The 25,551-nt window shown below is 56.6% G+C and carries 22 protein-coding genes and 1 pseudogene; 9 read left to right on the forward strand and 14 right to left on the reverse strand.

The features are described from left to right. The first annotated feature begins 19 nt into the window (after nt 1-19). Nucleotides 20-1,255: an amidohydrolase family protein gene (locus DSM110093_RS14535; RefSeq protein ID WP_243265759.1), complete on the forward strand. Its 1,236-nt coding sequence runs from the start codon at nt 20-22 to the stop codon at nt 1,253-1,255. Nucleotides 1,256-1,531: 276 nt separating this feature from the next. On the opposite strand, the gene DSM110093_RS14540 is transcribed toward DSM110093_RS14535, so the two are convergent. From DSM110093_RS14540 to DSM110093_RS14565, 6 genes are all read right to left on the reverse strand, one after another. Continuing rightward, nucleotides 1,532-4,459 (reverse strand): UvrD-helicase domain-containing protein, encoded by a 2,928-nt coding sequence (locus tag DSM110093_RS14540; RefSeq protein ID WP_243265760.1) that lies wholly within the window; start codon nt 4,457-4,459, stop codon nt 1,532-1,534. A gap of 515 nt (nt 4,460-4,974) precedes the next feature. Then, nucleotides 4,975-5,931, reverse strand: a complete 957-nt coding sequence (locus tag DSM110093_RS14545) for a DUF4238 domain-containing protein (RefSeq protein ID WP_243265761.1) — start codon at nt 5,929-5,931, stop codon at nt 4,975-4,977. A 324-nt stretch (nt 5,932-6,255) separates the two neighbouring features. Beyond that, entirely contained in the window at nt 6,256-7,746 is a 1,491-nt protein-coding gene (locus DSM110093_RS14550) for a tripartite tricarboxylate transporter permease (RefSeq protein ID WP_243265762.1), read from the reverse strand. A gap of 8 nt (nt 7,747-7,754) precedes the next feature. Next, nucleotides 7,755-8,201 carry a tripartite tricarboxylate transporter TctB family protein gene (locus DSM110093_RS14555; protein ID WP_243265763.1) on the reverse strand — a complete coding sequence of 149 codons (447 nt, stop codon included), beginning with the start codon at nt 8,199-8,201 and terminating at the stop codon, nt 7,755-7,757. A 36-nt stretch (nt 8,202-8,237) separates the two neighbouring features. Further along, complete coding sequence (locus tag DSM110093_RS14560) at nt 8,238-9,209, reverse strand: tripartite tricarboxylate transporter substrate binding protein (protein ID WP_243265764.1); 972 nt, start codon at nt 9,207-9,209, stop codon at nt 8,238-8,240. 31 nt (nt 9,210-9,240) lie between these two features. Further along, the gene (locus tag DSM110093_RS14565; protein WP_243265765.1) at nt 9,241-10,506 is read right to left on the reverse strand and encodes an aminotransferase class V-fold PLP-dependent enzyme; all 1,266 of its coding nucleotides are present in this window, start codon (nt 10,504-10,506) and stop codon (nt 9,241-9,243) included. Between the two features lie 160 nt (nt 10,507-10,666). Here DSM110093_RS14565 and DSM110093_RS14570 point away from each other — a divergent pair, with 160 nt between their 5' ends. Together DSM110093_RS14570 and DSM110093_RS14575 are read left to right on the forward strand one after the other, a co-directional pair. After that, nucleotides 10,667-11,569, forward strand: a complete 903-nt coding sequence (locus DSM110093_RS14570) for a LysR family transcriptional regulator (RefSeq protein ID WP_243265766.1) — start codon at nt 10,667-10,669, stop codon at nt 11,567-11,569. Between the two features lie 199 nt (nt 11,570-11,768). Next, nucleotides 11,769-11,942, forward strand: coding sequence for a hypothetical protein (locus DSM110093_RS14575; protein WP_243265767.1), 174 nt, complete (start codon nt 11,769-11,771; stop codon nt 11,940-11,942). Nucleotides 11,943-12,158: 216 nt separating this feature from the next. Here the strand turns inward: DSM110093_RS14575 and DSM110093_RS14580 are convergent, their stop codons facing one another. Next, a complete protein-coding gene (locus DSM110093_RS14580) occupies nt 12,159-12,470 on the reverse strand; it encodes an ETC complex I subunit (RefSeq protein ID WP_067622040.1) in 312 nt (103 codons plus the stop codon). A gap of 141 nt (nt 12,471-12,611) precedes the next feature. Between DSM110093_RS14580 and DSM110093_RS14585 the strand changes: the two genes are divergently transcribed. Together DSM110093_RS14585 and uvrB are read left to right on the forward strand one after the other, a co-directional pair. Next, a complete protein-coding gene (locus tag DSM110093_RS14585; RefSeq protein WP_243265768.1) occupies nt 12,612-12,896 on the forward strand; it encodes an antifreeze protein in 285 nt (94 codons plus the stop codon). An 87-nt stretch (nt 12,897-12,983) separates the two neighbouring features. Further along, nucleotides 12,984-15,188 carry an excinuclease ABC subunit UvrB gene (gene uvrB / locus DSM110093_RS14590; protein WP_243265769.1) on the forward strand — a complete coding sequence of 735 codons (2,205 nt, stop codon included), beginning with the start codon at nt 12,984-12,986 and terminating at the stop codon, nt 15,186-15,188. A 60-nt stretch (nt 15,189-15,248) separates the two neighbouring features. Here the strand turns inward: uvrB and DSM110093_RS14595 are convergent, their stop codons facing one another. Both DSM110093_RS14595 and DSM110093_RS14600 read right to left on the reverse strand, forming a co-directional pair. Then, nucleotides 15,249-15,518, reverse strand: a complete 270-nt coding sequence (locus DSM110093_RS14595; protein ID WP_067622034.1) for a hypothetical protein — start codon at nt 15,516-15,518, stop codon at nt 15,249-15,251. A gap of 256 nt (nt 15,519-15,774) precedes the next feature. Beyond that, entirely contained in the window at nt 15,775-16,131 is a 357-nt protein-coding gene (locus DSM110093_RS14600) for a PRC-barrel domain-containing protein (RefSeq protein WP_243265770.1), read from the reverse strand. Between the two features lie 182 nt (nt 16,132-16,313). On the opposite strand from DSM110093_RS14600, the gene DSM110093_RS14605 reads away from it, so the two are divergent. Beyond that, on the forward strand, nt 16,314-16,499 hold the full coding sequence (locus DSM110093_RS14605; protein ID WP_093928056.1) for a PLDc N-terminal domain-containing protein: 186 nt from the start codon (nt 16,314-16,316) through the stop codon (nt 16,497-16,499). A gap of 118 nt (nt 16,500-16,617) precedes the next feature. Next, on the forward strand, nt 16,618-17,289 hold the full coding sequence (locus tag DSM110093_RS14610; protein WP_243265771.1) for a hypothetical protein: 672 nt from the start codon (nt 16,618-16,620) through the stop codon (nt 17,287-17,289). Between the two features lie 58 nt (nt 17,290-17,347). On the opposite strand, the pseudogene DSM110093_RS14615 reads toward DSM110093_RS14610, so the two are convergent. The 3 genes and pseudogenes from DSM110093_RS14615 to DSM110093_RS14625 all read right to left on the reverse strand — a co-directional run bounded on the left by DSM110093_RS14615 (nt 17,348) and on the right by DSM110093_RS14625 (nt 21,821). Then, nucleotides 17,348-19,619: pseudogene (locus DSM110093_RS14615) on the reverse strand (glycosyl hydrolase family 28-related protein). 147 nt (nt 19,620-19,766) lie between these two features. Then, on the reverse strand, nt 19,767-20,180 hold the full coding sequence (locus DSM110093_RS14620) for a DUF4864 domain-containing protein (protein WP_243265772.1): 414 nt from the start codon (nt 20,178-20,180) through the stop codon (nt 19,767-19,769). Between the two features lie 60 nt (nt 20,181-20,240). Next, nucleotides 20,241-21,821, reverse strand: coding sequence for a lysine--tRNA ligase (locus DSM110093_RS14625; protein WP_243265773.1), 1,581 nt, complete (start codon nt 21,819-21,821; stop codon nt 20,241-20,243). Between the two features lie 122 nt (nt 21,822-21,943). Here DSM110093_RS14625 and DSM110093_RS14630 point away from each other — a divergent pair, with 122 nt between their 5' ends. Further along, nucleotides 21,944-22,366 carry a tellurite resistance TerB family protein gene (locus DSM110093_RS14630; RefSeq protein ID WP_243265774.1) on the forward strand — a complete coding sequence of 141 codons (423 nt, stop codon included), beginning with the start codon at nt 21,944-21,946 and terminating at the stop codon, nt 22,364-22,366. Between the two features lie 7 nt (nt 22,367-22,373). Here DSM110093_RS14630 and dacB read toward each other — a convergent pair whose 3' ends face one another. Then, a complete protein-coding gene (gene dacB / locus DSM110093_RS14635) occupies nt 22,374-23,900 on the reverse strand; it encodes a D-alanyl-D-alanine carboxypeptidase/D-alanyl-D-alanine-endopeptidase (protein WP_243265775.1) in 1,527 nt (508 codons plus the stop codon). Between the two features lie 151 nt (nt 23,901-24,051). Here dacB and DSM110093_RS14640 point away from each other — a divergent pair, with 151 nt between their 5' ends. Next, nucleotides 24,052-24,885, forward strand: coding sequence for a DMT family transporter (locus DSM110093_RS14640; protein ID WP_243265776.1), 834 nt, complete (start codon nt 24,052-24,054; stop codon nt 24,883-24,885). Here DSM110093_RS14640 and DSM110093_RS14645 read toward each other — a convergent pair. Next, a complete protein-coding gene (locus tag DSM110093_RS14645) occupies nt 24,877-25,470 on the reverse strand; it encodes a nicotinate-nucleotide adenylyltransferase (RefSeq protein ID WP_243265777.1) in 594 nt (197 codons plus the stop codon). The two genes, DSM110093_RS14640 and DSM110093_RS14645, sit on opposite strands and share 9 nt — an antisense overlap. Between the last annotated feature and the right edge of the window lie 81 nt (nt 25,471-25,551).

Consider the following 25,551-nt stretch of genomic DNA (forward strand, 5'->3'; position numbering starts at 1 on the left):
CACCAAAAGGATAACGTAAATGACCACTCTGCTTATCAAGAATGCCCGTATAGTTGACGGCACAGCTCTTCAACCGACCGAACCAATGCAGATCGCCATCGAAGATGGCCGCATCCGAGAAGTGAGCCCGCAAGTATCCTTCGACGCGGCAGAAAACTTAGACCTAAATGGTCTGACTGTCATGCCAGGCTTGATCGACTGTCACGTCCATACGATCGCCACGAACGCGAACCTTGGTCTAAATGCCTCACTGCCATCTTCACTGGTGGCGGCGCGCGCGGGGACCTTAATGAAGAACATGATCATGCGCGGCTTTACCACGGTGCGTGATCTTGGCGGTGCCGACCGCGGTCTGCAGCAAGCAGTAGAAGAAGGCCACTTTACTGCGCCTCGTCTCGTGATCTGTGGGAAGGCCCTGTCGCAGACCGGCGGTCACACTGATTACCGTGGTCCATATGACAACCGCGATGTGGGCTGGTACGCTCAGGCGCTCGGCACAATGGGGCGGCTCTGCGACGGTAAACCCGAGTTGCTGCGTGCCGCACGTGAGGAGTTGAAGGGCGGCGCGCAGTTCTTGAAAGTCATGGCGGATGGTGGCGTATCCTCGCCATCGGACCCAGTCGGCTATCTCGTCTATTCAGTCGACGAACTAAAGGCGCTGGTCGAGGTCGCAAACGGCTTTGGCACTTATGTCGCCGCGCATCTGTATGCCGATGAAGCCATCGTGCGTGCGCTCGATTGCGGCATCACCTGCATTGAACATGGCAACCTAATAAGTGACCAGACAATCGATCGTGTGGCTCGTGAAGGAGCCATCGTGGTGCCGACGAACATCACCTATGACCTTCTGGCCCGTAAGGGCGCAGAGTTCGGCCTTCCGCCGGAATCGGTCGCCAAGGTTTCTGACGTCCGTGAAGCGGGTCTGGAAAGACTGGTAAAACTGCACGATGCGGGGGTGACCATGGGCTACGGTTCGGACCTGCTCGGCGGAATGCAAACAGAACAGTCGGGAGAATTCCCGTTACGCGGCCGTTATATCCCTGCGGATGCAGTGATCCGCTCAGCCACCGTGGATGCCGCTAAGGTTCTGCGGATGGAAGGTGAAGTGGGAGTGATCGCTGCTGGGGCTTACGCCGACATCATAGCTGTTGACGGCAATCCACTTGAAAACCTCGACTTGCTAACTCGACAGGGTGCTCACCTACAGCTGATCATGCAAGGCGGGCGGGCAATTAAAAAGGCGGCGGACCTCTAAGGATCTAAAAAATTGACCTTAGCGCAGGCAGCTTAGGCTGCCCGCATTTCACTCCTCGAGAAAGCCAAGGCTCTTCTGGACCCGCTCACCCATGTGAATGGCGATAGCTACCGCCCGAACCAGGTCCGCATGCATCTGCTTGGCAGTTCGCCGTTCCATCCGTGAATTACGCTGCTCAGACAGCAACCAGTCTGTCAGCTTCTCAGCATTAGGGGCCAAATTGCTCAGTCGTCGAAGGCCGCGCCGATGGCGGCTGGGCAGCCCCCTTACAGCATGTCATGCACTTTTCTGCAGCTTGGCTTTGCCGTCGCAGTCTGGGAAGCGGACACAGCTAAGAAATGCTCCATAGCGGCCGCGCCGTTCTACAAGCCATCCTGCGTCGCAACTCGGACAAGCCGGCTGGCTTTGCCCGCAATCTCCGCAAACCAGTTCTCCACGGGTCCGAGAACGGACAGGGAGGCCGACACCGCAGGCCGGACACGCGGGCATTCGACTGCCGCACAGCTTCACATGTTCGCAGCGATACCAGTCGCGCCCATCCTTTCCAGCCATGTGAAGCAGACGCCCGCTGCAACCCGGACAGGTGTGGGTGTGATTTTGGGCCTCCGTGGGCACGACCACGCCGAATTCGGGCTCTTTCATCAGCTCCTCGACGAAGACCGAGGGGCGCGCTTCGGATGCCAGGATGGTCACTGTCCGTCGGGCCCGGGTTACGGCGACATACATGACGCGCCGCTCTTCGGCATTCGGGTAGGGCTCGGCTTCGGGCGATACCAGACTAAGCAGAGGGTCGTCCACGATCATTGACGGAAAACCCATCTTGGCGTTGTCAGCGCCGAGGATGATCACGTGATCCGCTTCCAGGCCCTTCGAGGAATGGATGGTCTTGAAGGTGATCGTCGCCCCGGGGTTCTGGCGCTGAAGCTGGACGACATCGGGCCTTAGGAACTGATATCGACCGAGGATCAGGATGGACGGTTTCCCGCCGCCCTTCCCTTCTGTGGCGGTAAGAGCAGCAACCGCGTCGTTCAAGACCGACTCCCCGGTGTCGCGGCGCGTCCAAGCGATCCTGATTGACGGCTCGTCCGTCTCGCCGGCGGGGATCACCGTCTTGGTGATCTGTGCTGGGTTGCGCAGAACGAAACGTCGTGCAGCCAGAGCGATCTTGTCCACCGATCGAAAGGTCCGACCGAGGTCGACGGTCCGATGGACACCGGCGCCCCCTGCATAGGAGCCGCCGAATTCCGCGCCGAAGTTGCGCATGATATGGATGTCCGACCCGGCGAAGCGGTATATCGATTGCCAGTCATCACCAACGGCAAACACCTTGGCATCGGAATGCTGGCGTTTGAGGGCCTGAATCAACTTCGCCCGTCCGGTCGAGATGTCTTGGAACTCGTCGACGAGGATGTGCCGGAACGGGCTCTGGTAGCGTCCGCTTTGGACGAGGGCGGTGGCGCGGTTCACCATATCCTCGAAGTCGATCCGATCGCCCAAGCGGTACTGATATTCTCGGAACACGGCCCCGAAGATCGTTAGGAAAGCCTCGGCCCGCTTCCCCATCTTCAGCGTCCGTGCTTTGTCGGAGCAGTCCTCCACCCGGTAGCCACCGTTCTTGAAGTGACGCAGGAAGGTGCCCATCAGCGATGTGAAGCTGTCCACCACCCCAACCTCGGCTACACGATCATAAATCTCGATGTTCGGGATCGGCCGCAGCGTGACATGCGGTTCGAGCTTTTCGGCAAGCGCATCGAGCAGCCGCCCTTCCTCTCGCTCCCAACTGTAGGTCTCGACCAATACCGTCTCGTGCTCGGCATGGACCTGCCGTTTCCAGTCCATGCTTTCAAGGTATTCCTCGCGATCGACGTAAGGCGCGGTGGTCAGCTCCTCTACGCCGTCCCTGCCGCGTTTCTTTCGCACACCGAAATGTTCGATGTAGACGCCGCTTTCTGTCAGCCGGAAATCGGGCGTGTAGACGCGGCGACCGGTCTTCTGGAGTTTGTGTTCGTAGGTTGGCTCGTATTCGTAAGCGATGCCGTTCCGGAACAGCCAGTTGGCGATCAGAAGCTCTTCGAAGCTGTTCACTGTCTCGCCTTGCAGCGTCCGCAGGTTGCGGCTTTCGATCTGCGCATACCATTCGTGCTTCGTCTTGAAGTCCCATTCTGTCGGAAAGTCGTCGAAGAAACCGGCGAACCAACCAATCACGGTCTGCGCGATATCATTGGCGGTCGCTACGACGTGCCGCAGGATCTCCTTCATCAGGGACAAGAACGCCTTGTCGTCTGTTGCGGTCGGCGTCAAGGGTGGCTTTTCGCCTTCTACCTCGCCGATGATCTCATAGGCCAATGCATGGAAGGTGCGGGCCGCCACGGGGACCCCACACCGCGATTCGATCCGCTCTGACATCTCGGTCGCGGCGTCTTTCGCAAAGGCCAGCAGCAGGAGCTCGCTCGGTTTCCGTATCTCCGCCTTGACCAAGTATGCGGCCTTGGCAGTGATCACGCTTGTTTTGCCGGAGCCCGCCCCTGCCAGAACCAGCGTCGCATCTTCGTCGACGACCACCGACAGGCGCTGCTCCAGCGTCAGTGGCATAGTCTCGACCGTGCCGAAAAAATCCTTCCAGCGCAGGAGCTGACCCTTCACAAAGGTCTCGATAGAGACGTTACGGACGGCATTCGGATCGGATGCGAACGCAATGATCGGGGCAATTCGGGACATGACTTCGTCGCCAACGGCCTCCGAATTCAGCTTAGAAAGCACCCGGCTGTTTAGATCGGCAGCATCGCGCTGCAGCGGCGCGACGTGGCATGCTGCGGGATATGCGTCCGGCACCTTGAGCGCATCGAGCGCGTGCAGGATGCGCAGAACCGCCGCCTCCTCATTTTCCAACTCCGCCCGGTTAAAATCCGTCCAGGCGGTGGCAGCCGCATCTGCAAAATTTCTTGCTGCGGACGCGTCCACCGCCGGCAAGGTCAGATTCCGGCCGTCCCCGAGATCGAACGACAGAGACGAAGAGAGGAAGCCATTCCTTATTGAAGGGCGCGTCGCGATTGTGTCAAACCCTATCCAGGGCGAACCCGCACCAAGCGCGGCAATGCCCCTGTCTTGCAGGGTCAGGGACCTTGGATGTCGGGCGAGAGGATCAACTAAGAACCCCAGGAAGGATTTTGAGACGAGATTCATGTGCGCTGAAGTGTCAGTCATTTCCGAGGTGTAGAAAATACTGTAAATCGGGGAACCTCAAGGGACGCATTTCGGACGCGCAAGGGCGGATTGTGTTGGAAAACTCTCCTACAGCGTGCTGAAGCCGAATTTGGCAGAACAAAATTCCAAACTATGGAAATTTTAGCGCCACCCCGGGCCCCTATTGTCTCATCGGAGAACAGCTTCCCACATTTTAGTATTTTGAAGTTGCAGCAAATAGTTTTTCAACGGAATTGGCGGAAACCGGACCTTCGCTGCAACAGCGAGTGTGCTCTATCGAAACGATCAAAGCTGCCTTTCTCGGGGCGGATGGTCGGCCACATATGCTGCACCATCCACCAGGGTCAGCTACGCGCAGATTGCGACCTTTGAAAAGTCCAGGCCGCTGGGCCTCGCTGAATGGCATGGAAGGCCCATTGCTGACGCTTGTTCCCAAGGCGGCAAAAGTGCTGTTTGGGCACAGGCCTATGATTCCGACCATCGACAACACACGCATCTATTCTCTGATGAAAATTCTACTGTGCTTGTCTGTTTGCCCGCCTCATAAGCGTGGCAAGCTCGCTGCCCGAAGCGAAAAATTTCGTCGGCGTGTGGATATTGAAGTCACTGCTCCGAGCATAAATTTGCTTGGTCGAATATCTGGCAATGTGGGTGTTCGCATCAGCAACCTGCAATGCATCATAGCGCATGACAGGTGGCAAATTCTCGAATGTACCGAGTAGGAGTAAATCACTGGACAAGGAAAAAGTTATCAGAGTGTCCATGAGCCCATGACCAGGCCCGTAAGAACCTCTTTCCTTCTGATCTCTCCATGACAACACAACTGGATCGTCACAGGTAATGAAAATATGGCCATCCGGTGGCGATACGAAACACCAGTTCCGGTTCCCAAGCTCGGTAAGTACTGTTTCAACCATCTTCATTTCGAGTTTGATCAAATGGGTCTGATCAATCGCGATGTCGTAGTTTTTATCGTCATGAAATTTCTTAGCCTGCTCGTACGTGACCTTCGTATTGAATGCCTTGCCAGCTTCTTGCATCCGCTTTCGTTGGCTCTCCCAAATCTCCCTGGTCGAAACGGAAAGGCTTGCAATACGTTCCGCAATGTCCTTGTGGAGTTTCTCCAACTGGCCACGCATGCGCGGATTTCGCACCGAGAGCTGCGCGGCCAAATTCATGGTCCAATCGAAATGTTCTGAGGTTCGAAAACGCTTTTCACTAACTACTTCAGCGAGGAAAGGTGCGAGTTCACCCTCCATTTCAGCGAGACCATCTTCCAAATAGTTTGGATCAACTCCATCGATCTCTATGCGATTGAAGTGTCTCTTGCTTGCAACGTTTCGGACCGAGGTTTTAAATGTCTCGTTGGTGGTGGAATCAAAAGTGAAAACCCGTGATTTACGACCAATTCCATCCGCAAAGTTCCGCAAATAGAGTTGGGGAACATAGTGATGGTTAGCTTTCTCTGCCACGGCGTACCTTTGGGTTAGGAAGCTTTTGGTTCCTCTTACAAGTTCAGAAATGAAACTCCTATGTCAAGTTGTTCGCTGAGCAGACCTCGGTTCGGAACGCAGCGAATGCCTGCAATCCGCCCGACCTGCATGTGCCCGCCGGTACAGCAACCTGCTAGATTTGGGTCCGCATAGGGCTGACAGCGGTCATCGGAGCAACTCCAAGGGGGCGCTGAGAACGCAAAGTCGAGTGCTGCACCACCGCAATTCGGCTTAGAGCCCAATTTTGACCAATGCTGCGCGTTGCACGAAGGGCGGCCTTCATTTAAGAAGGACACCATTTTATTAGAAACTAGCCCCTGTTTTTCGACGTTGCATGACGGGGTAAAGTACTGCCGCAATAACAAGAGCGATCAATGCCAGTGATAGCGGGCGGGTAAAGAAGGTTGTGATATCCCAATTTGAAATTTGCATGGACCGACGGAAATTTACCTCAAGGATCGGGCCCAAGATCAGTGCGATCACAAACGGGGCAGCTGGATAACGCCAGCGTTCCATGAAGAAACCGATGAAGCCAAAGGCCAGTGCCAGTCCGACGTCAAACATGTTATTGCGCAGCGCATAGGTGCCGAGAACACTGAAGGTCATGATCATCGGGCCCAGAATGCCGCCCGGTACGCGAGTTACATGCACAATATATTTGCCCGCCAATAGGCCAAGAACGCCAAAAAGGATATTGGCGATAAAGAGGGAAAAGATCAGAGTGTAGGTCACATCGGCAAACTCCGTGAATAGTTTGGGACCAGGGATCATACCGTGGATCGTCAAACCACCGATAAACACAGCCGTTACAGCGTTTCCGGGAATGCCAAGCGTTAACGTGGGAATAAGCGTACCGCCGGTAACCGCATTGTTTGCGGCCTCAGAAGCGGCGACACCTTCCAGTTCACCTTTGCCAAATTTTTCAGGGGTCTTGGATGTCCGACGCGCTTCATTATAAGAAATGAAAGCTGCGATGCTGGTGCCTGCGCCTGGTAAGATACCAACGATAGACCCAATAACCGACGATTTCATCATGGTACGGAAACAGCGGCGTAGATTCAGCCAGGCAGGCAATCCGCGCCCCGTAGCCGAAAGGGATACATCATCTGCAAGAATACCTCCCGTTTTAGGCAAGCTCAGCGCGATGGCCTGAGAGACAGAAAAAAGGCCGATTAGTGCTGGAAGCAAAGGAATGCCGTCAAACATCTCGCTCATGCCAAGTGTGTAGCGTTGACCGCCAGTGAAGTTATCAAGGCCAACTGTTGCCAGAAACAAACCTGCAAACGCAGTGATGGCTCCGTTCAGTGGGTTCTCAGACACAACGCCGACAATCGTCACCATGCCAAAAATCGCGAGAATGGTGTATTCTTGCGGTCCAAATGCGAGCGCCACCTTTGAGAGTGGGGGTGCGATTGCAATCAACACCACAACACTGAATGTCCCGCCAACAAGCGAGGCCACTGTTGCCATTCCGAGTGCTTCTGCCCCACGACCTGCCGCAGCAAGCGGATAGCCGTCAAGCGCCGTAGCTATAGACGCATCGGTGCCGGGCGTTCGCAATAAAATGGCCGTGATTGACCCGCCATATACCGAACTGACATAGACAGCGCCAAGCAGGATAAGAGAGTTTTCAGGAGACATGGAAAAAGTTATGGGGATCACCAAGGCGACACCCATTGTGGATGAAAGCCCCGGCAAAGCGCCGATAATCATACCGGCCACGGTTCCTATAACCAGAACCGTCATTGCCTCTATGGTTAAAACATTGAGTAAGCCTGTAAGAACAGCGTCCATTGTCGATCCTATCTGATGATGCCGTCAAGAATTCCGACAGGTGTTGGAACCTCGAGAAGTAGTTCGAAAACGAAGAAGATCGTGGCGGTAAACAGGACCGCTATGAGCGCTGCTGTGGTGATCTTAAGGTGGGCGAGGAATTTAAGCACCGCGAACATGAAGGCCGGGATGACGATGAAGACGCCCAAAGGTTCAGCTAGGATATAAAACAAAACCGCGAAGACTGACCAAAGCAGGAAGCGGTTCCAATTGATGGATTCCAACTCTTCCTTTTCGATGTCTGGATTTTCACCCGGAAGTATTAGTTTTAGTAGGCAAACCACGGCCAAGAGGCCGGCCATGGCCATTGGGAAGACGTACCCGTCTCCCCTGAAATCGAGGGCAACCCAGATTGCCAACAAGCTTAGCAAAATCAGTGTCGATGCTATTAACCGGTCGCGCAATGTCTGTGTCATGACTGCCCTCGCGTATTTAATTTTTAAGTTTGATTCTTACTGTTCCAACCAGGGGTTAGCTTCCCACATGGTTCTCAGCGTCTCGTGGCTATTGTTGATATAAGCTACAAAATCATCACCCACGATTGGTACGACTGGCATATTTAGCTCAGCTAACTCTGCAAGAAAGCTTTCGTTCGCGACGACTGATTGTGCGACCGCAAGAAGCGGTTCATACGCTTCTTGCGGTATACCTGCTGGTACCGCAATGCCCCGAGAAGCGGCACTGATCACATCATAACCTTGCTCTGCCCCAGTTGGAATATCAGGGATTTGAACCATCCGCTCAGATGACCATACTGCCAATGCACGAACAGTACCTTCTGAGATTTGTGCTGCAGCTTCCGACATGTTGCCCTCAAAGGCATCAATATGGCCGCCTAAAAGGGCTGCGGTGGCTTCGGCATTACCGTCGAAAGCTACGAAGTTCACTTCGATTTCAGCCTGGCTGGTCAAATTCAAAGCAGCAAGATGGTCGTCCCCGCCGACACCTTCATGTGATATGGTGATGGTGTTTGGGTTTGCTTTGGCTGCAGCCACGAAGTCTGCCAGTGTTTCGTAAGGGCTATCGACAGCCACGGCCAGAACGCCGGGATCAGTCACGACATTGATCAGGGGTCTAAACTGGTCCATCTGATACCCAATCGTATCCGCACGGGTGATCGGATAGGCCTCGATGACAGGAGAGTTGATCAGGCCGATTGTATACCCATCTGCCGGTGAGTTTGCGAGTGTCACCCAGCCAATTTCACCACCAGCACCTGTGCGGTTTTCAACGACAAAACGTTGACCAAGTTCTTCACCCATATATTTAGCGAAAATCCGTGCCATTAGGTCAGTGCTGCCGCCTGCACCGAAGGCGACGATCATTTTTACCGGTTTCTCCGGAAAGTCGGCCAGCGCTGGCGATGCTGCCGTAAAAGCAGCTAATGTCGCCACGATGGCGGATTTCTTGATGGAATTGAGCATGATATCCTCCCTTAGCTCTGCGAGTTAATAGTTAGTTGTGCGTCTGATTGACGATCTCGTTTATTGCACCCAACACTTGAGCAACTTCTTGCGTGGTGTTGTAATGGCACATGGAAATACGAATGCAGTCCGTCATATTTAACGGCTTAAGAACGTTGCCGCTGTAGTGGTCTGCTGAGCGGGCGTGCGTGCGAATTCCCTGATTTTTTAAGATTGTTACAATCTCAGGGGATGGGTGTCCGTCGATCACAAATGAAACCGTACCCTCACGGGCTGGATTATCTGCACCGGACAGAATTGTAACACCGTCCATAACCCGAAGCCCGGGAAGATTGCCTGTTCCATTTATCAGAGCATTTGTCAGATGAGTTTCGTAGTCGTGAATAGCCCGACCCGCAGCTTCGATCCGCTTTCGAGGTTCGGACTCGTTAGAAACCTCTCCTCCCAACCAATCGAAGTAGGCGACAACATCCGAGATTGCTGCAGAAGCTCCAGCGTCGCGTGTGCCTAATTCCCAGCCAGCAGCAGGCGCACCCATGAGAACTTCATGCGACATCGCGGTCATCTTGTCCGAAATCCACGCGATGCCATGTCCGTGGCGCGAAAAAACCTTGTAGGGCGCAATCGCATAGCCATCTACATTGTAAGCTGCCAAGTCTAACTGACCATGTGCAGCATGTTGAATGCCATCAACAATGATCACACAATCTGGTGCCACTGAACGGATCGCTTTGGAAATTTCGGCCACATCCATTCCCGTGCCCGTTACAGGTGAGGCATGCAGAATTGTCGCTACCGCTACGTCTGGCGTCATCAAGGACGCATAATCTTCAGCGGTGACAAGACCGTTGGGAGCATCATGCGGTACATTCACATAATCCATTCCAGTAATCTCAGCCCAGTGATATCCGGCGCTTCGGCTGGCGGGGTGTTCAATAGAACTGCCGATGATCTTGGACCCCTTCGGTGCATCAAGACAGGCGACACGGATCATACGGAACAAAAGCTCGGTTCCGGTTTCACCAAAAATGAACTGACCTGAAACAGGATTCATCAACAAGGCCAGATCAGCCTTCGCCTTTTCGATCACAACCGTAAGTGCCTCAGCCGCCGGATTATCGCGCCCCTGATTGTCGGGAATCAGCGCGTATTTGGCCGAGGTCTCACCCACTGATTTTAGCGTCAGCGCACCACCTGCATTCTCGAAAAAGACGCGTGGTCCCTCGAACGGGCAACTGTCGACATGGGCAAAGCGACCACGTATTTCTGCGATGAGGGCGAGGTTATCTTGGATCATTTGGCTTTCCTGTGTTGGCTTAATGGGCGGCCGGCGCATGTGTAGCCAAAATCGAAACGACTTGGCACATTATTGCCTGATTGATGATCAAGATTGCCTCGTTCAATAAATTAAGTATAATGATGAATTAGCATGAGATAACATCGAAAAAGGGAATGTAATGGGTGTTACGCACAATCAACTCATTGCGATGCTGGCAGTTGTTGACTGCGGAACCTTTGACAGAGCGGCGGGAAAGCTAAACCTTACGCAATCAACGATCACCAAAAGGGTTCAGGAGCTTGAGGCTTCGATGGGCTTCTCGGTTTTCGACCGATCCAAACGACAAGCTATACTGACGATTCAGGGTGAACAATTTGTCAGCCTCGCGCGCGACACCGTGGCCAGTTTTGAAAACCTGACCTCATTTAACCCAGATAAAAAAGCGGCCTTCTCGCATATCAGACTTGGCGTGACCGAGCTTTCAAGCCTGACTTGGCTGCCAAAATTCCTTGAGAGTTCTTTTGCGGAAAATCCAAATATCCAGTTCGAGCTGACCATCGACATGAGTCGAAGTTTATTAGGCAGCCTTGAAGATGGAGAACTCGACATCATTGTGGTTCCGGAAATGCCGTTTCAGTCCAACGCCCATGTGCAGCAGATCGTCGGCGTTGAGATTGCACTGATAGGAAAACCAGGGCTTGTTCCGACAGGAAGAAAAATCGAGGTTTCAAACCTGCGGGAATTTGAAATCATTACACAAGGAAAAACATCTGGGTTCTCGAAAAGTATCCGCGACTGGTTTTCCAGTTATGGGCTGTCGACTCGAAACAACGTTCGAGTGGACAGCCTTCACGCGATGGTTGGATTGGCAGCTGCAGGTCGAGGTGTTTGCATAGCTCCCAGAGACTACCTTGTACCATTGATTGAAAGTGGGCGGGTGGCGGAGATATTGACCAAACCCAAGTTGCCAGCAGTGAATTATTGCGTGATGCATTACCCTACAACACACGAACAGTTGTTTTCTCGGGTTGAGAACGACATCAAGTGCGCAGTGGATTTCAGCACACCATATTTCATATAGTGTAATTCGTCAGAGGCTTTGGGACAGGCTGAGTCGCTTTGGTAGGCGAAAATTATTTAGCTCGTGAGTATGCGCAAGCGGCACGGCAATACACCAGATCACAAATGATTAAAATCTAGCTGAGCCAGCCGAAGCAGACATTGGAGTGGTTGTCACAGAAGTCCGTTAAGTCCGCTCTGCCCACAATCACCCTGCAAGAATGCTGCGCGATGCACAAATGGCTGGTTTGGTGAAGCTGCACTGCAGCAAAGGCGTCATTGGTGAACGGCAGGAGTGGGCCGTGATCTGTAATCAGCAAAAAGCGCGGTGGGCGGTTCGCATCAATGAACGGTCTCCAAATCAGCAATTTTTCTTACCGCATCTGACCCATTGATCTGACTAGACAGAATTCGAGCCTCTGTTTCGCCCTCGCATCCCTCTCGCTGGTTCGGAGCATAGTCTATCACTGCTTCAAAACTGTCAGGCTTTAAAACATGCCTAAACCGCCTGATACTATACATTGACGCAAAACGGCGTCCAAATACCACATATTGATCACGGGAAGAACTTAGCCTCCCACGGGAAAATCTTAGGTATGTCTTACACACCCTCAGTGCGTCCACGCCCCACGACGCCCGGTCGCGAAATTCTCACCGTAGCCGCCCGCGCGGATGTTAGGTTTGCGCTTGTTCGGCAGTTGCACCTGCGCATCGATCCCGTGATCGCGGGCGTATTCTTCGGCAGCTTCGCGGGTGTCGAACTGCAAGCGCACTTGGCTTTGCGTGTCATCCGACGATGTCCACCCCATCAAAGGATCAACGCTGCGTGCTTCCGCTGGCGAAAACTCAAGCAGCCAGACACGGGTCTTGGCCGTGCCGGAGGACATCGCTGTACGGGCGGGTTGGTAGATACGTGCACGCATTTCGGGACTCTCGCTTCAGGAACCACGCGCTTTATCTAATATTCCACGCAAAGGAGCAAGGGAATGCAAGACAATGCAAATAGAACCTACCATGCTGCAGTGCAGAGACCACATTACTAGAACCCCATTGGAGCATTCTAGATGAACCCCTTCGCCCTTTTCGCTATGCAGAGCCAGCTCACCGCGCTGGCAGTTGAAACCCAAATCGTCATGTCCTTGCGCATCTTGGCCATGGCAGGTGCCCTTCCGGCCCGCCCCGGCGAGAATAACCGCATGGTCGCCGAGAAAGGCCCGGCCATGGTCAAAGCCTTCAGCGCTGGCACACAGGCAGCGATGCTGGGCAAAAGCCCGGATCAGATTATGAACGCTTCGCTCGCCCCATTGGCCCGCAAGGTGCGGCAGAATCGCAAGCGGCTGATGAAGTAGAGCCAAAAGCAACCTTCGCAGCCCCCTGCCCCTTGAACACGGCGCGAAAGAGGGCACCTATGGGGAGCCCGACGAAGGATACCCGTGATGCCCTATGCCCAGACCGATAAATCAGAGGGGATGCCGCTTTTGGCAAACCCCGCCCCTGATGTACGCAGCCGCCCCAAGCTTGAGGGCGGGCATAGCTTTAAACTGGTCACTGAGTTTGATCCGGCGGGGGACCAGCCGACTGCGATCAAAGAGTTGACCGAGGGCGTGAACGCGGGTGAGCGCGATCAGGTGCTGCTGGGCGCCACCGGCACGGGCAAGACCTTTACCATGGCCAAGGTTATTGAGGAAACGCAGCGTCCGGCAATCATCCTTGCGCCCAATAAAACGCTCGCGGCCCAGCTTTACGGGGAGTTCAAAGGGTTCTTCCCCGACAACGCCGTGGAATATTTCGTTTCCTACTACGACTACTACCAGCCCGAGGCCTATGTCGCGCGGTCGGATACTTTCATCGAGAAGGAATCCCAGATCAACGAACAGATCGACCGGATGCGCCACTCCGCCACCCGGGCGCTCTTGGAGCGTGACGACGTGATTATTGTCGCCTCGGTGTCGTGTATTTATGGTATCGGTAGCGTCGAGACCTATGGCGCGATGACCCAAGATCTGAAAGCGGGTGAAAGCTACGACCAGCGCAAAGTCATCGCCGATCTGGTGGCGCAGCAGTACAAACGCAATGACGCGGCCTTCCAACGTGGTTCATTCCGGGTACGCGGCGACAGTCTCGAAATCTTCCCTGCCCACCTTGATGACCGCGCATGGCGGCTGTCCTTCTTTGGTGAAGAGTTGGAGAGCATCACCGAATTCGACCCGCTCACGGGCGAAAAGACCGACACTTTCGACCAAATCCGCGTCTATGCGAACAGCCACTATGTAACGCCCAAACCAACGATGTCTCAGGCGATCATCGGCATCAAGAAAGAGCTGCGCACACGGCTGGATCAACTGGTCGCCGACGGCAAACTGCTGGAAGCGCAGCGGCTGGAGCAACGGACGAACTTCGACATCGAGATGCTGGAGGCCACCGGCGTCTGCAATGGGATCGAGAACTACTCGCGCTACCTCACAGGCCGCGCGCCGGGCGAGCCGCCCCCCACCCTGTTCGAATTCATCCCTGACAACGCCATCGTCTTCGCGGATGAAAGCCACGTCTCGGTCCCGCAGATCGGCGGCATGTACAAGGGCGACTATCGGCGCAAATTTACGCTCGCCGAACATGGCTTCCGCCTGCCATCCTGTATGGACAACCGCCCCCTCAAGTTCGAGGAATGGGACGCGATGCGCCCGCAGTCGGTCTTTGTCTCGGCCACGCCCGCGGCGTGGGAAATCGAGCAAACAGGCGGGGTATTCACCGAACAGATCATTCGCCCGACAGGTCTGATCGACCCGCAAATTGAGATTCGCCCGGTTGAAATGCAGGTCGACGATCTGCTTGATGAGGTGCGCAAAGTCGCCGCCGATGGCTACCGGACCCTGTGTACCGTGCTAACCAAGCGGATGGCCGAAGACCTGACCGAATACATGCACGAACAGGGCATCCGCGTGCGCTACATGCACTCTGACATCGACACGATTGAGCGGATCGAGATCCTGCGCGACTTGCGTTTGGGCGCCTTTGACGTGTTGATCGGGATCAACCTGTTGCGCGAAGGGCTCGACATCCCCGAATGTGGGCTAGTGGCCATTCTGGATGCAGACAAGGAGGGCTTCCTGCGCTCTGAAACCTCGCTCATCCAGACCATTGGTCGGGCCGCGCGAAACGCCGAAGGGCGCGTGATCATGTATGCCGACCGCATCACCGGCAGTATGGAACGGGCGATGGGTGAAACCGACCGCCGCCGTGTCAAGCAGCTGGCCTACAACGAAGAACACGGCATCACGCCCGCCACGGTCAAAAAGAACGTCGATGACATTCTGGCCGGGCTCTACAAGGGTGATGTCGATATGAACCGGGTCACTGCCAAGGTCGACAACCCCCTAGCGGGCGGCAACCTTCAAACTGTGCTTGATGGGCTTAGGGTCGACATGCGCAAAGCTGCCGAGAACCTTGAGTTCGAAGAGGCCGCAAGGCTGCGCGATGAGGTCAAGCGACTGGAAGCAGTCGATCTGGCTGTGGCTGACGATCCGATGGCCCGCCAACAAGCGGTAGACCGCGCTGTCGATGCCGCTCAAAAAGCGTCGGGGCGCAGTACCTCTGGCCGAGGCGGCATGCGCGGCGGCAACGTGAAACGGCGCAAACGGTAAACGCATCGGGCCGCCATTTTGGGGTGGCCCGCGCATCTCACTCGTGAAAATTATGCTCTGCTATCGCCGAAGCGCTGCGACAAGCGCCAGTACCAGCGCTGCACCAATTGCCGCAACAACCAGCAGCAACAGCAAGCCCCCTGCCGCCACGACCGTCACACCGAGTGCTGCAAGGATGAAAGGCAGCGCCACCGCGCCAACCACCCCCAGAATAAGATACAGCAGACGGTTCCGGCCTGCGACAGCCCCGGCAATCGCCCCGGCGGCAAGCCCCACAACCACAAGCGCGATCAGCGCCACCGCGCCAAGCGTATCAAGAAAGGCTTCCATCAACGGGTCTCCTATAAATTTGGGCAATTGGCCCGATTAAATCAGCGGGATGAATGGCACGCCGCACCCTGCAAGGGTGAGCATCATACCCATAACGATCAAACAGCGCATCGGCGGCCCCTTTTAATAAACGCGGCTGACAGTCAACCTTCGTCATGAGACCTGATCTGCGCTTCAAAAACAATGGGCTGCGCAATGAACCGCCCAGCAAAAAGGGAGGCGCCGCGGCCTCCCTCCAGATGCCTAATCTGACCGGTCAAAGCCAGTAATAAGGCACCCCGTAATGATCAAAGGTACGTTCTTGCCATGCGCGGTCGCTGTACCAACTGTCGGTACGCTCTGGTGCGCCTTTGACTGTCGTCTCGTCAATGTTTGTCATGAAACCATCGCGGGCTGGGTCATAGTCCAGCGCGTTCCATGGCACAGGATAGTGTTCTTCGCCTATGCCCAGAAAGCCGCCGAAACCCATAACGGCATAGGCGACTTTGCCGGATTTCTTATCGATCATCAGGTGGTCGATATGGCCGATTTCGGTCCCATCCGCGCTGAAAACGGCAGTGCCGTTCACATTGTTTGAGGAAACCAGCGATGCGGGTGCTGTGGTGTCGGTCATGGCCTGTTCCTTTCTTGGTTGATGTAGAAACAAAACCCAAGGCAGGCACCGCCAGTTCCCGCATAGCGGGCAAGCTGGCGGGTTCTGGCTCATCCAGTCAAAGACAGGCCCCCGGAACCAAAGAGGCCGTAGCTGGGTTGAGCATTTAATAGGAAATACACGCTTTCATGAGGAGACACAGAATGGAATATGGACTTTTAGGGCTTATCGTCCTCATCGCCGACATCTACGCCATCTATCAGGTCATCACCTCCAGCGCCTCGGGCGCAGCCAAGATTGCTTGGGTATTGGGGATCATCATCCTGCCAGTGCTGGGCTTCATCGTCTGGCTAATTGCAGGCCCACGCGGCAACAAAGCCCACGTGTGATACGACTTACATAGACGACCCTGAAACCCGGTGCTCTTGGTGCCGGGTTTTTCCGTTCGACCGACCGAAGAAACGATTTATTAACCGCTGTTAACCAAGATCGCTGCAGGAGCCTGCTATGCGATCTGCCCTATGCCTAACTCTGCTGGCCTACCAGTTCTGCGCTGCAGCCGCCCACGCTGGGCCGTGGCTGCGCGAAGAGGGGACAAGCTTCCTTTCCACATCATTCTCTGCAACCTACTTTTACGATCTCACCCAAAGCACCTACATCGAATACGGACTGCGCGAGAACCTGACCCTTGGCTTTGACCTCAATACAGGCCAAAGCCGTTTCGGCCTGCAAAACGGCAGCGCCACTGTCTTCCTGCGTTTCCCTTTGGGAGAACCGACCGAGCGGGGCCGCTGGGCCTACGATCTTGGCGCCGGAGCAAGCTGGACAGATGAGCTCATCTCGCCGCATCTGCGAGCCGGGCTGTCATGGGGCCGTGGCTTTACGTTCGGCGAACGCAATGGCTGGCTGACCATCGATGCCTCCGCAAAATGGGAGTTTGGATTCTCGCAAGAGGTCATCAAACTCGACACCACCGCGGGGTTCGATTTCACCGAGCTCGTTACTGGTATGACGCAGGTTTTCGTTACCTACACCGGGGGCGAAACCTATGCCAAATTCGCCCCCTCGATCGTTCTATCGCCAAGCTTCAGCAAATTCCGCGTCCAGTTGGGCAGCGAAGTGCCCTTTGATGCGCCTGAAAACTCGGCCCTTACCGTCAGCCTTTGGCGCGAATTTTAACGCAAATGGCCCCACCGATTTCGGCAGGGGCATTTGACGTGTCGTCCCGAACCGAGAGTTAACGGTTGTCCATTCTCACCATCACCGAGACTTTGCCCCGCACTGCGGATGGCCAGACCACATGGATCTGATCCCGGTCAGGCCCTTCGGCATGTGTGACATAAGGCATATCGAACTGCGCCACATTGTTGCCGTTGCGGATCGCACCATGGGCCACCACCGCATCGGTATTCAGGGCCTGCCCACCAAAAGGCAGATGGCCAGAGGTATCAATCACCCATGTATTTGACGGTGTGGTTTGGGTAAATTCGATCTCGGCCATATTCTCGACCTGCGCCGAAACGGCGTGAAAGGAATTACCCTTCATCACCACATTCTTGCAACGCGAGAGATCAAGATCGGCAAATGTCGTATCCACACGCTCGACCCGATCAATACCGCCAATCAAGCTTCGGAACCGATTGCCCGAGATGTTCACCCCGCTCAGGAAATGCCCTGCCCCATGCGGCTTGACCACAATATAGCTGAACCACGGCGCAACCTCGCCCGACAGGAAGATGTTGTCGCTGATGCTAAGCGCGCTGAACGAATAACCAGTGGTGAAGGCCGGGGTCGGGTCTTGCTCGTTCGTCCATTCGATAAAGCAATTGTCGACGTAATTCCCCGTCACCACCGCACTTGTATGGGCCGAGGCAAGGATCAACCCCGCCGAACGCACACCGTTCTCAACCGAGTCACCTTGGAAGAAGTGGTTGCCCGTTACGATGCTATTACCCCCTGCCAACAGCGCGAAATGGCGGAACTTCGTCGCGCGGCAATCGCGTAGCTTTACATCGTTGGCGTTGGTGTTCAGCGCGATGCTGCTGCGGTTCGGCACGGTCAGCGCATCTTCAGCGGAAAGGAACTGACAGCGGTCAATCAGCATGCCCTGACAACCCACCCCGGTCGAGGTAACACCCCGGTCTTTGGGCCGGCTGATGAAAGATCAGCCCCGAGGGAGCAAGATTAATCGCGCTGCAGCGGTTGTTGCACTGGAACTCGACATCCGCCATCACGAATTTCGACAGCGATGCAAAGCCGCTAAAATCCACCATGTATTGAAATTTGCGAAAGGTGAAATTTTGGGTGCCCGCTGCGTCGTACAGCGGCGCATTCAGGGTGACCTCCTGGGTCGCGATATTCTTGGATCGCACATAAATCTCACGCCCCACCCCGGTGCCTTCGACCAGCGCGCCCACGGCCACATTGGCGATGTTGGTCACATTGGTCAGCTTGCGACTGTCGGAGGTTGAGTAGCTCGCCTGCGAGGTCACCACCACCGTGTCCCAATTGCTGCTCGATGCCGCCTCAAGCTGGCCGTTGCGGATCACCCGGCGTGTGGCATAGCTCGTCTTGTCAGGCACCGCCGCCTGCATATCCAGTGGTCCGGTCACATTCACCTTGCGCCCACCCATATCGAGCGAGTCGTGATCCGCGTTGTTCAACAGCGCCTGAAACGCCTTGAGGAACGCGACCTCTTCGTTCTCAAATGCCTCAATATAGCTGGGCAGGTCAAAGTTGCGGCGCAGCAGCAGGATCGCCGCCACGGGCATGGTAACATGGCCCTCAAATTTTACCGGCGTGTCAAAGGTGACATCGCCGTTCAGTAGATAATTCCCCGTAGGCACCAGAACCGTGCGCCCATCGGCAGCGACATTGGCAGCTTCAAAAGCGGCGGTGTCGTCGGTCACCCCGTTACCCACCGCACCAAAGTCGCGCACATCAACCTGCGCCAACATGTCCCGTAGAAAAACAGAGGTTACATCTTTGACTTCGATATCGTCGATCCGCACCACACCGCCCGTCGGCCCGATCAGGTCCAGCCCGAAATGGCCATAGGCCGCCCGCGTGCCCCAAACCATATCGACCCCGCCACGGTCGCCACTACCGATGATCGCGCTGACCTCGACCACCTCGCCGTAGCTGGCAAGCGTGGTGGCCGGTCCGAACTCCGGCACGCCGCTAACTTTGCCCCCGCCTGATTGCGCCGGATAGCCTGCAATGCGCACCGATGGTAGGTTGCCGCTCACGGCCTTGACCCGCGCCGTCACGCGCAAATAGCAGCCCGGTAGAAGCGTGGTCTGGCCCATGTACCGCAGCCGCTGCGTGGCCTGTGTCTTCAGCAATTCCAGCGCCCCGCCGAAATCTTGGTCTGCCGGGACAAAGGCCGCATCGGTAGCGCTTTCATAGGTGTCCGACCCCGGCGTGCCATCGCCGCTTGACCAAACATCCAGCCCCGCCGCAAAGGGCGTCGGCATCAGCACCAAACCGTCGGTAATCGCCTTGTTCATCGCATTTCCTTTCCCCGGTCCGCACCTCTCAGGAAGGTGCGCCGCTCAACTGCTCTGGCTCGGAGATGCCGAACCGCGAGGTCAGGGAAATATCAACGATGTGTTAATCGCGGCTGTGATCACCGCGCGTATGGGCTGCAACAGGCATCACACATTCGCCCCCGGTGCATCAAGGATCTGCACCGCGCCAATGCGCCAGCCGTCTTCGGTCTGCTCCATCAAATAGCCCAGCAGATGCGTGAAGCCCTTGGGGTCAACGACCTGCACCACTTGGAAAAACCGCGTGCCATCCGCACGGCGGTCCAGAAAACGAACCTCAGCGGGGTTCTGCACCATCGGATAACCATTGCTGACCATGCTGCGAAAGTTTTCGGGGCTCTGGAAAAAGCGCTGCAAATTCGGCGTGGCGAACTCCAAAGCCGCGGCGAAATCATCCGCGCGAAAGGCGTCAAACTGGCTGTTGATCGTCTCTTCGATCTCGGCCTGCTGCGCCATAGCGCCAAAGCTCAGGAGGGCCGAAAGCACCAGCCCTCCGAAAAATGTAAATACCGCGTTGCGCATTGCCTTTCCCCCTTACCCTTGCTGAATGATCTAAGTCACGCAGGGCAAGAGGCAAAAGTTTCACGCGGTCGTCAGTTTGCCTGCAAGCGCATCGTCGATCAGCGCCACAGTCTCATCCACACCATAAAGCGCGATAAACCCACCGAAACGGGGCCCCTGGCTGGCACCCAGCAGCACTTCGTACAGCGCAGTAAACCAGTCGCGCAGCGGATCGAAACGCTCTTTACCAACCGCGAAAACCATGCTCTGCAAGGCTTCGGCGTCCAAGCCCCCATCCCAAGCCTTCAACCGCTCGCGCAAGTCTTCCAGTGCCTCACGCTCCAGTTCAGTCGGCGCGCGGAACACCTTTTGCGGCTTCACGAAATCATTGAAATAATGCACCGCATGACCAGCGGCTTGATCCATACCGGGGTTGGTTTCTGGCGTAGCTTCCGGCGCATAGCGCTGGATGAAGCCCCAAAGCTGCGATTTATCTTCGGCACTCGACACGCTCGCGAGGTTCAGCAGCATCGAGAAGGGCACAACCATATCCGATTTTGGCACATCGCCGCCGTGGATATGCCAAACCGGGTTGTTAAGCTGCGCCTTGGTGTCCTGCGTTTCATAGGCTCGCAGCTGCTGGTGGTACTCGTCCACCGCCTTGGGGATCACGTCGAAATGCATGCGCTTGGCCGTCTTGGGCTTTTGGAACATGAAATACGACAGGCTCTCGGTGCTGGCATAGGTCAGCCACTGGTCGATCGAAATGCCGTTGCCCGAGGACTTGGAAATCTTCTGACCGTTCTCATCAAGAAACAGCTCATAGCTGAAATGCTCGGGCTTCTTACCACCGAGGATCTCGCAGATCCGGTCATAGATCGCCGTGTTGGTCGCATGTTCCTTGCCGTACATCTCAAAATCAACGTCCAGCGCAGCCCAACGCGCGCCAAAGTCAGGCTTCCACTGTAGCTTTACGTTGCCGCCAGTGACCGGCAGGGTCATCTCGGTGCCGTCCTCGTCGTCAAAGGTGATCGTGCCGTTCTTGGCGTTGACCTCTTTCATCGGCACATACATTACGCGACCGGTTTCAGGGTGGATCGGCAGGAAGATTGAATAGGTCTGCGCCCGCTCTTCGCGCAGCGACTTCAACATCACCGCCATGATCTCGTCGTACTTTTCGCAGGCGCGCAGCAGCACCTCATCGAATTGACCAGACCGATAGAATTCGCGCGCGGAATAGAATTCATACTCGAACCCAAAGGTATCGAGGAAGCGGCGCAGCATGGCGTTGTTGTGATGGCCAAAGCTTTCATGCGTGCCAAAGGGATCGGGCACGCTCGTCAGCGGGCGGTGCATATGCTCGGCCAGCATCTCTTGCTGCGGCACATTGCCCGGCACTTTGCGCATGCCATCCAGATCGTCCGAGAAACACACCAACTTGGTCGGAATATCGCTGATTTCTTCAAAGGCGCGCTTGATCATCGTGGTGCGCAGCACTTCGCCAAAGGTGCCGATATGCGGCAAACCCGAGGGGCCATAGCCCGTTTCAAACAGCACAAAACCCTTCTCTGGCGGTTTCTTGGCGTACCGTTTGAGCACCCGGCGCGCTTCTTCAAAGGGCCATGCTTTGCTGCTGAGTGCCGCGTCTCGGGTCTCGGACATGTTAGATCATCCATCTTTTGGCGCCCCTGCGCCCAATGCGCACGGGGTCGCCCGTTCCTATTGCTTCGCACCCTGAGGGTCAATATTCTGCGCTGCAACATACCTGTTCAAAGGATTTCCCGATGCCCGACACATCTTCCCTCTCGCTCAGCGCCCAAGACTGCCTTGTCGCGCTGATGATCGCGGTCTCGGCCTCGGACGAAGACATCCGCACCGCCGAACTGGTCAAAATCGAATCCGCGCTGAACCTGCTGCCGGTGTTCTCGGGCTACGACAACGACCGCGTGGCGATGATCAGCAAAACGGTTTTTGACCTGTTTGAGCAGGAAGACGGGCTTGATGCCCTCTTTGGCCTAATCCGCGAAGCCCTGCCCGAACGTTTGAACGAAACGGCTTATGCACTGGCCTGCGACGTGGCCGCCGCCGATGGCACGCTGGACGAGGCCGAACTGCGCCTGCTCGAGGAAATCCGCTATGAGCTCAACATCGACCGGCTCCACGCCGCCGCGATCGAGCGCGGCGCGCGGGCGCGGCATCTGACCTGAGCAGACTTCAGGATTCCTCCAGAACGGCTTCAGGCTCCGGTGCTTCCTCAGATGTAACCTCAGGCGCCGGGGCCGTTTCTGCCTCTGGCTTAACCGCCGCGTTATAAAGCAGCCCCCAACGCTCAAGCAGACCACGCTGCACACGTTTGGCGCGCCCATTCCATGTCCGCGCCCCCGGCGGGCGCTCACGCTCAGCACGTGTGATTTTCGCCCGCTCATCGGTGTTCGCAGTCAGGATCGCAAAGGCCAACACACGATCTTCGGGCGTGGTCAGGAACCCGGCGAGCGCCGAGACAAAGTTCAACGTGCCCGTCTTGGCATCAATCTCAATGGGATTATCGCGCTCCGGTCGGCCACTATCATCGCGCAGATACACAGGTTTCAACAGGGGCCGCAGCCCCGTACCATGAATACGCGCCAACCCTCCGGCCATGTCATGCACGGTCATCTTGCTGTCGTCGCCAAGACCCGAATGGTCGATCATCGCCGGGTTTTCCATGCCCAGCTCCTCAATCGCCCATTTGTTCATCTCGGCGGCAGAGGCACCCAAGCTTGGCACCGTTCCCAGCCGTTGGGCGCTGGCGGCCAGACCAACCATCTCAGCCGTAAGGTTGGTGGAATATTCCAGCATATCTTTCAGGATAGGCCGCAACTCCGCACTGCGATGGGTGACGAGGGTTTCACCTTGGGGGACCGTGTCGATCAACTCTGCTTCGCCCAGCTTGATGCCATGACTGCGGGCGATGGTGGTGAAAATGTCCCCCGCATAGACACCGGGCCGCCGGATCGGCAACCAACGCGCACCGCCGCTGCCCAAGGCACCTTTTGCCACGGTCCAAACATCCCGGCCCGATTGGCTCTCATAGGTGTAAACCGGACCACTGCGATCAGCCACTTCCATCGTGGCGACGCGTACCGCAGGCGCATACCGCGCCGCACGGCCTTCCATCGTCACGTCATAGCCGTTGCCATTCCGTTTCCATTCGAAATGCACTCGGTTGTAGTTCAGCGCGATCCCCGAAACACCGGGGTTATAGCCCACATGATCGGGTTGCTCGGGGTCAATTGCAGGGGTCAAAGGCAAAGCCCCCTCATAGACCTTGAACGCCCCCTTAACCCCGATGATGCCCGCCTCTTTCAACTCTTCGGCCATCTGGCCCAGATCGTCACTGTCGAGCGTCGGGTCGCCCCCGCCGACAAGAATCAGGTCGCCCTGCACTTCCCCATCGACCACGCCGCCGGTCGCCAGCAACTGCGTTTCAAACACATGATCCGGCCCAAGTTGATCCAAGGCATATAGCGCGGTGATCGCTTTGATACTGCTGGCGGGCGGGATGCCATCGGTGGCATTTGATGCCTCCAGCCAGATACCGCTGTCGACGTCGATCACGGCAAAGGCGACCGTGCCTGTGATCCCGCTGTCGGCGATGATCTCTGACACATTTGGAATGGCCTGTTTGTACAGATCGGCATCGCGCCCGACGGGGCGCAACGATGTGGTCGGTGGCTCGGCCCAAGCGGAAGCTGCGGCCATCGCGGCAGCAGCTGTTCCAAGGAATATGCGTCGTGTAAATCTCTGGCTCATAGGCCTGATATAAACCCCATGCGGCGTTCGGCCACAACCTGTCTGACGCCTGCCCCCCTTTCGCGGTTGCACAAAACCGCCGACCTGCTAACCCAGCGTCATGCAACGCGCCATTCCGATTATGTTTATCGCTATGTCGCTGATCCCTGCGGGGGACAGCGCGGGCAAGATTTTGACCTCTGGGATGGGTGTGGCTCCGGTTTTCGTTGCGTGGTCGCGATTTGCCATTGGCGCGTTGATGGTGCTGCCGTTCCTGCCGCGTGGCACTTGGGCGCTGATGCGCGACTGGCGGTTGTGGTTGCGGGCGGCAACGCTGGCGGCGGGGATCACCTGCATTCAAACCGCTCTACAAACCGAAGCCATCGCCAATGTCTTTGCCGCCTTCTTTATCGGGCCGATGGTTAGCTACCTGCTGGCCGCACTGTTCTTGCGCGAGCGCATCACCCTGCTACGCAGTGCGCTAATCTTACTTGGGTTTTTCGGTGTGCTGCTGGTCGTGCGCCCCGGCATGGGGGGCGGCACAGGCGGGCCGGGTCTGCTTTTTGCCGTCGCGGCGGGGCTGTTCTATGGTGTGTTCCTCACCATGTCGCGCTGGCTTTCCGATCTGGCCGCGCCCCTTGCGCTGACTTTTACCCAACTGGCGATGAGCGCGGTGATGCTGCTGCCCTTGGGCCTGATGAACCTGCCCCAAGCCACCCTGCCTGTGGCCGGGCTGGCGACGGCCAGCGCGTTGTTCTCCATGCTGGGCAATCTGCTGCTGCTCTACGCCTACCGCCGTGCACCTGCGACGCGGCTGGCACCTTTGGTCTATTTCCAACTGATCGCGGCAGTGCTGCTAGGCCTGTTTCTGTTCAGCACCCTTCCCGACGCGCTGACATGGGCGGGGCTTGCGGTGATCATCACCGCTGGCATCACCTCGGCCCGGCTACGCTGAGCGCCAGCCCCCGGCGGCGCGCAGCGCTGTTGAAGACACATCGACCATCGGCACATTCACAAAACACCACGCAGGCGCTGTGGCATGTCCCAAAAGCTGGCTGTTCCGCCCCGCAATCCGGTAGGGCGCATACAGCGCCGCCGCCCGGCTCATCCGGGCCGAGATACGTTGCCCGGGGCGGGCCAGCACGCCCACCGGCACCGTCTCCATGATCTGCCGCCAATCTTGCCAAAGGTGGAACTGCGCAAGGTTATCGGCCCCCATCAACCAGACAAAGCGCACGCCGGGGTAGTGCCGCCGCAGCGCCGCCAGCGTCTGAGCCGTGTAGCGGGTGCCAAGCTGCGCCTCGATATCGGTGATCTCAACCCGCGGGTGATCCATCACCGCCCGCGCCCGTTCCTTGCGCTGTGCCATGGGCGCTGGCCCGTGTTCTTTCAGCGGGTTGCCGGGGCTGAGCAGCCACCACACACGGTCCAGCCCGAACCGTTTCAACGCCTCGCGGGTGATATGTGCATGCCCCTCATGCGCCGGGTCAAACGACCCGCCCAGCAGGCCGATGACCTGCCCACTTGTGGCGAATGGCATGGTATTACGCAAGAAAATGGCCCCCGATCGGAAATCAGGGGCCAAAGGAGGGGCATTGCTGCCCTTTGTCAATGCAAGGTG

Source organism: Sulfitobacter sp. DSM 110093 (genome assembly GCF_022788715.1).
GTDB lineage: Bacteria > Pseudomonadota > Alphaproteobacteria > Rhodobacterales > Rhodobacteraceae > Sulfitobacter.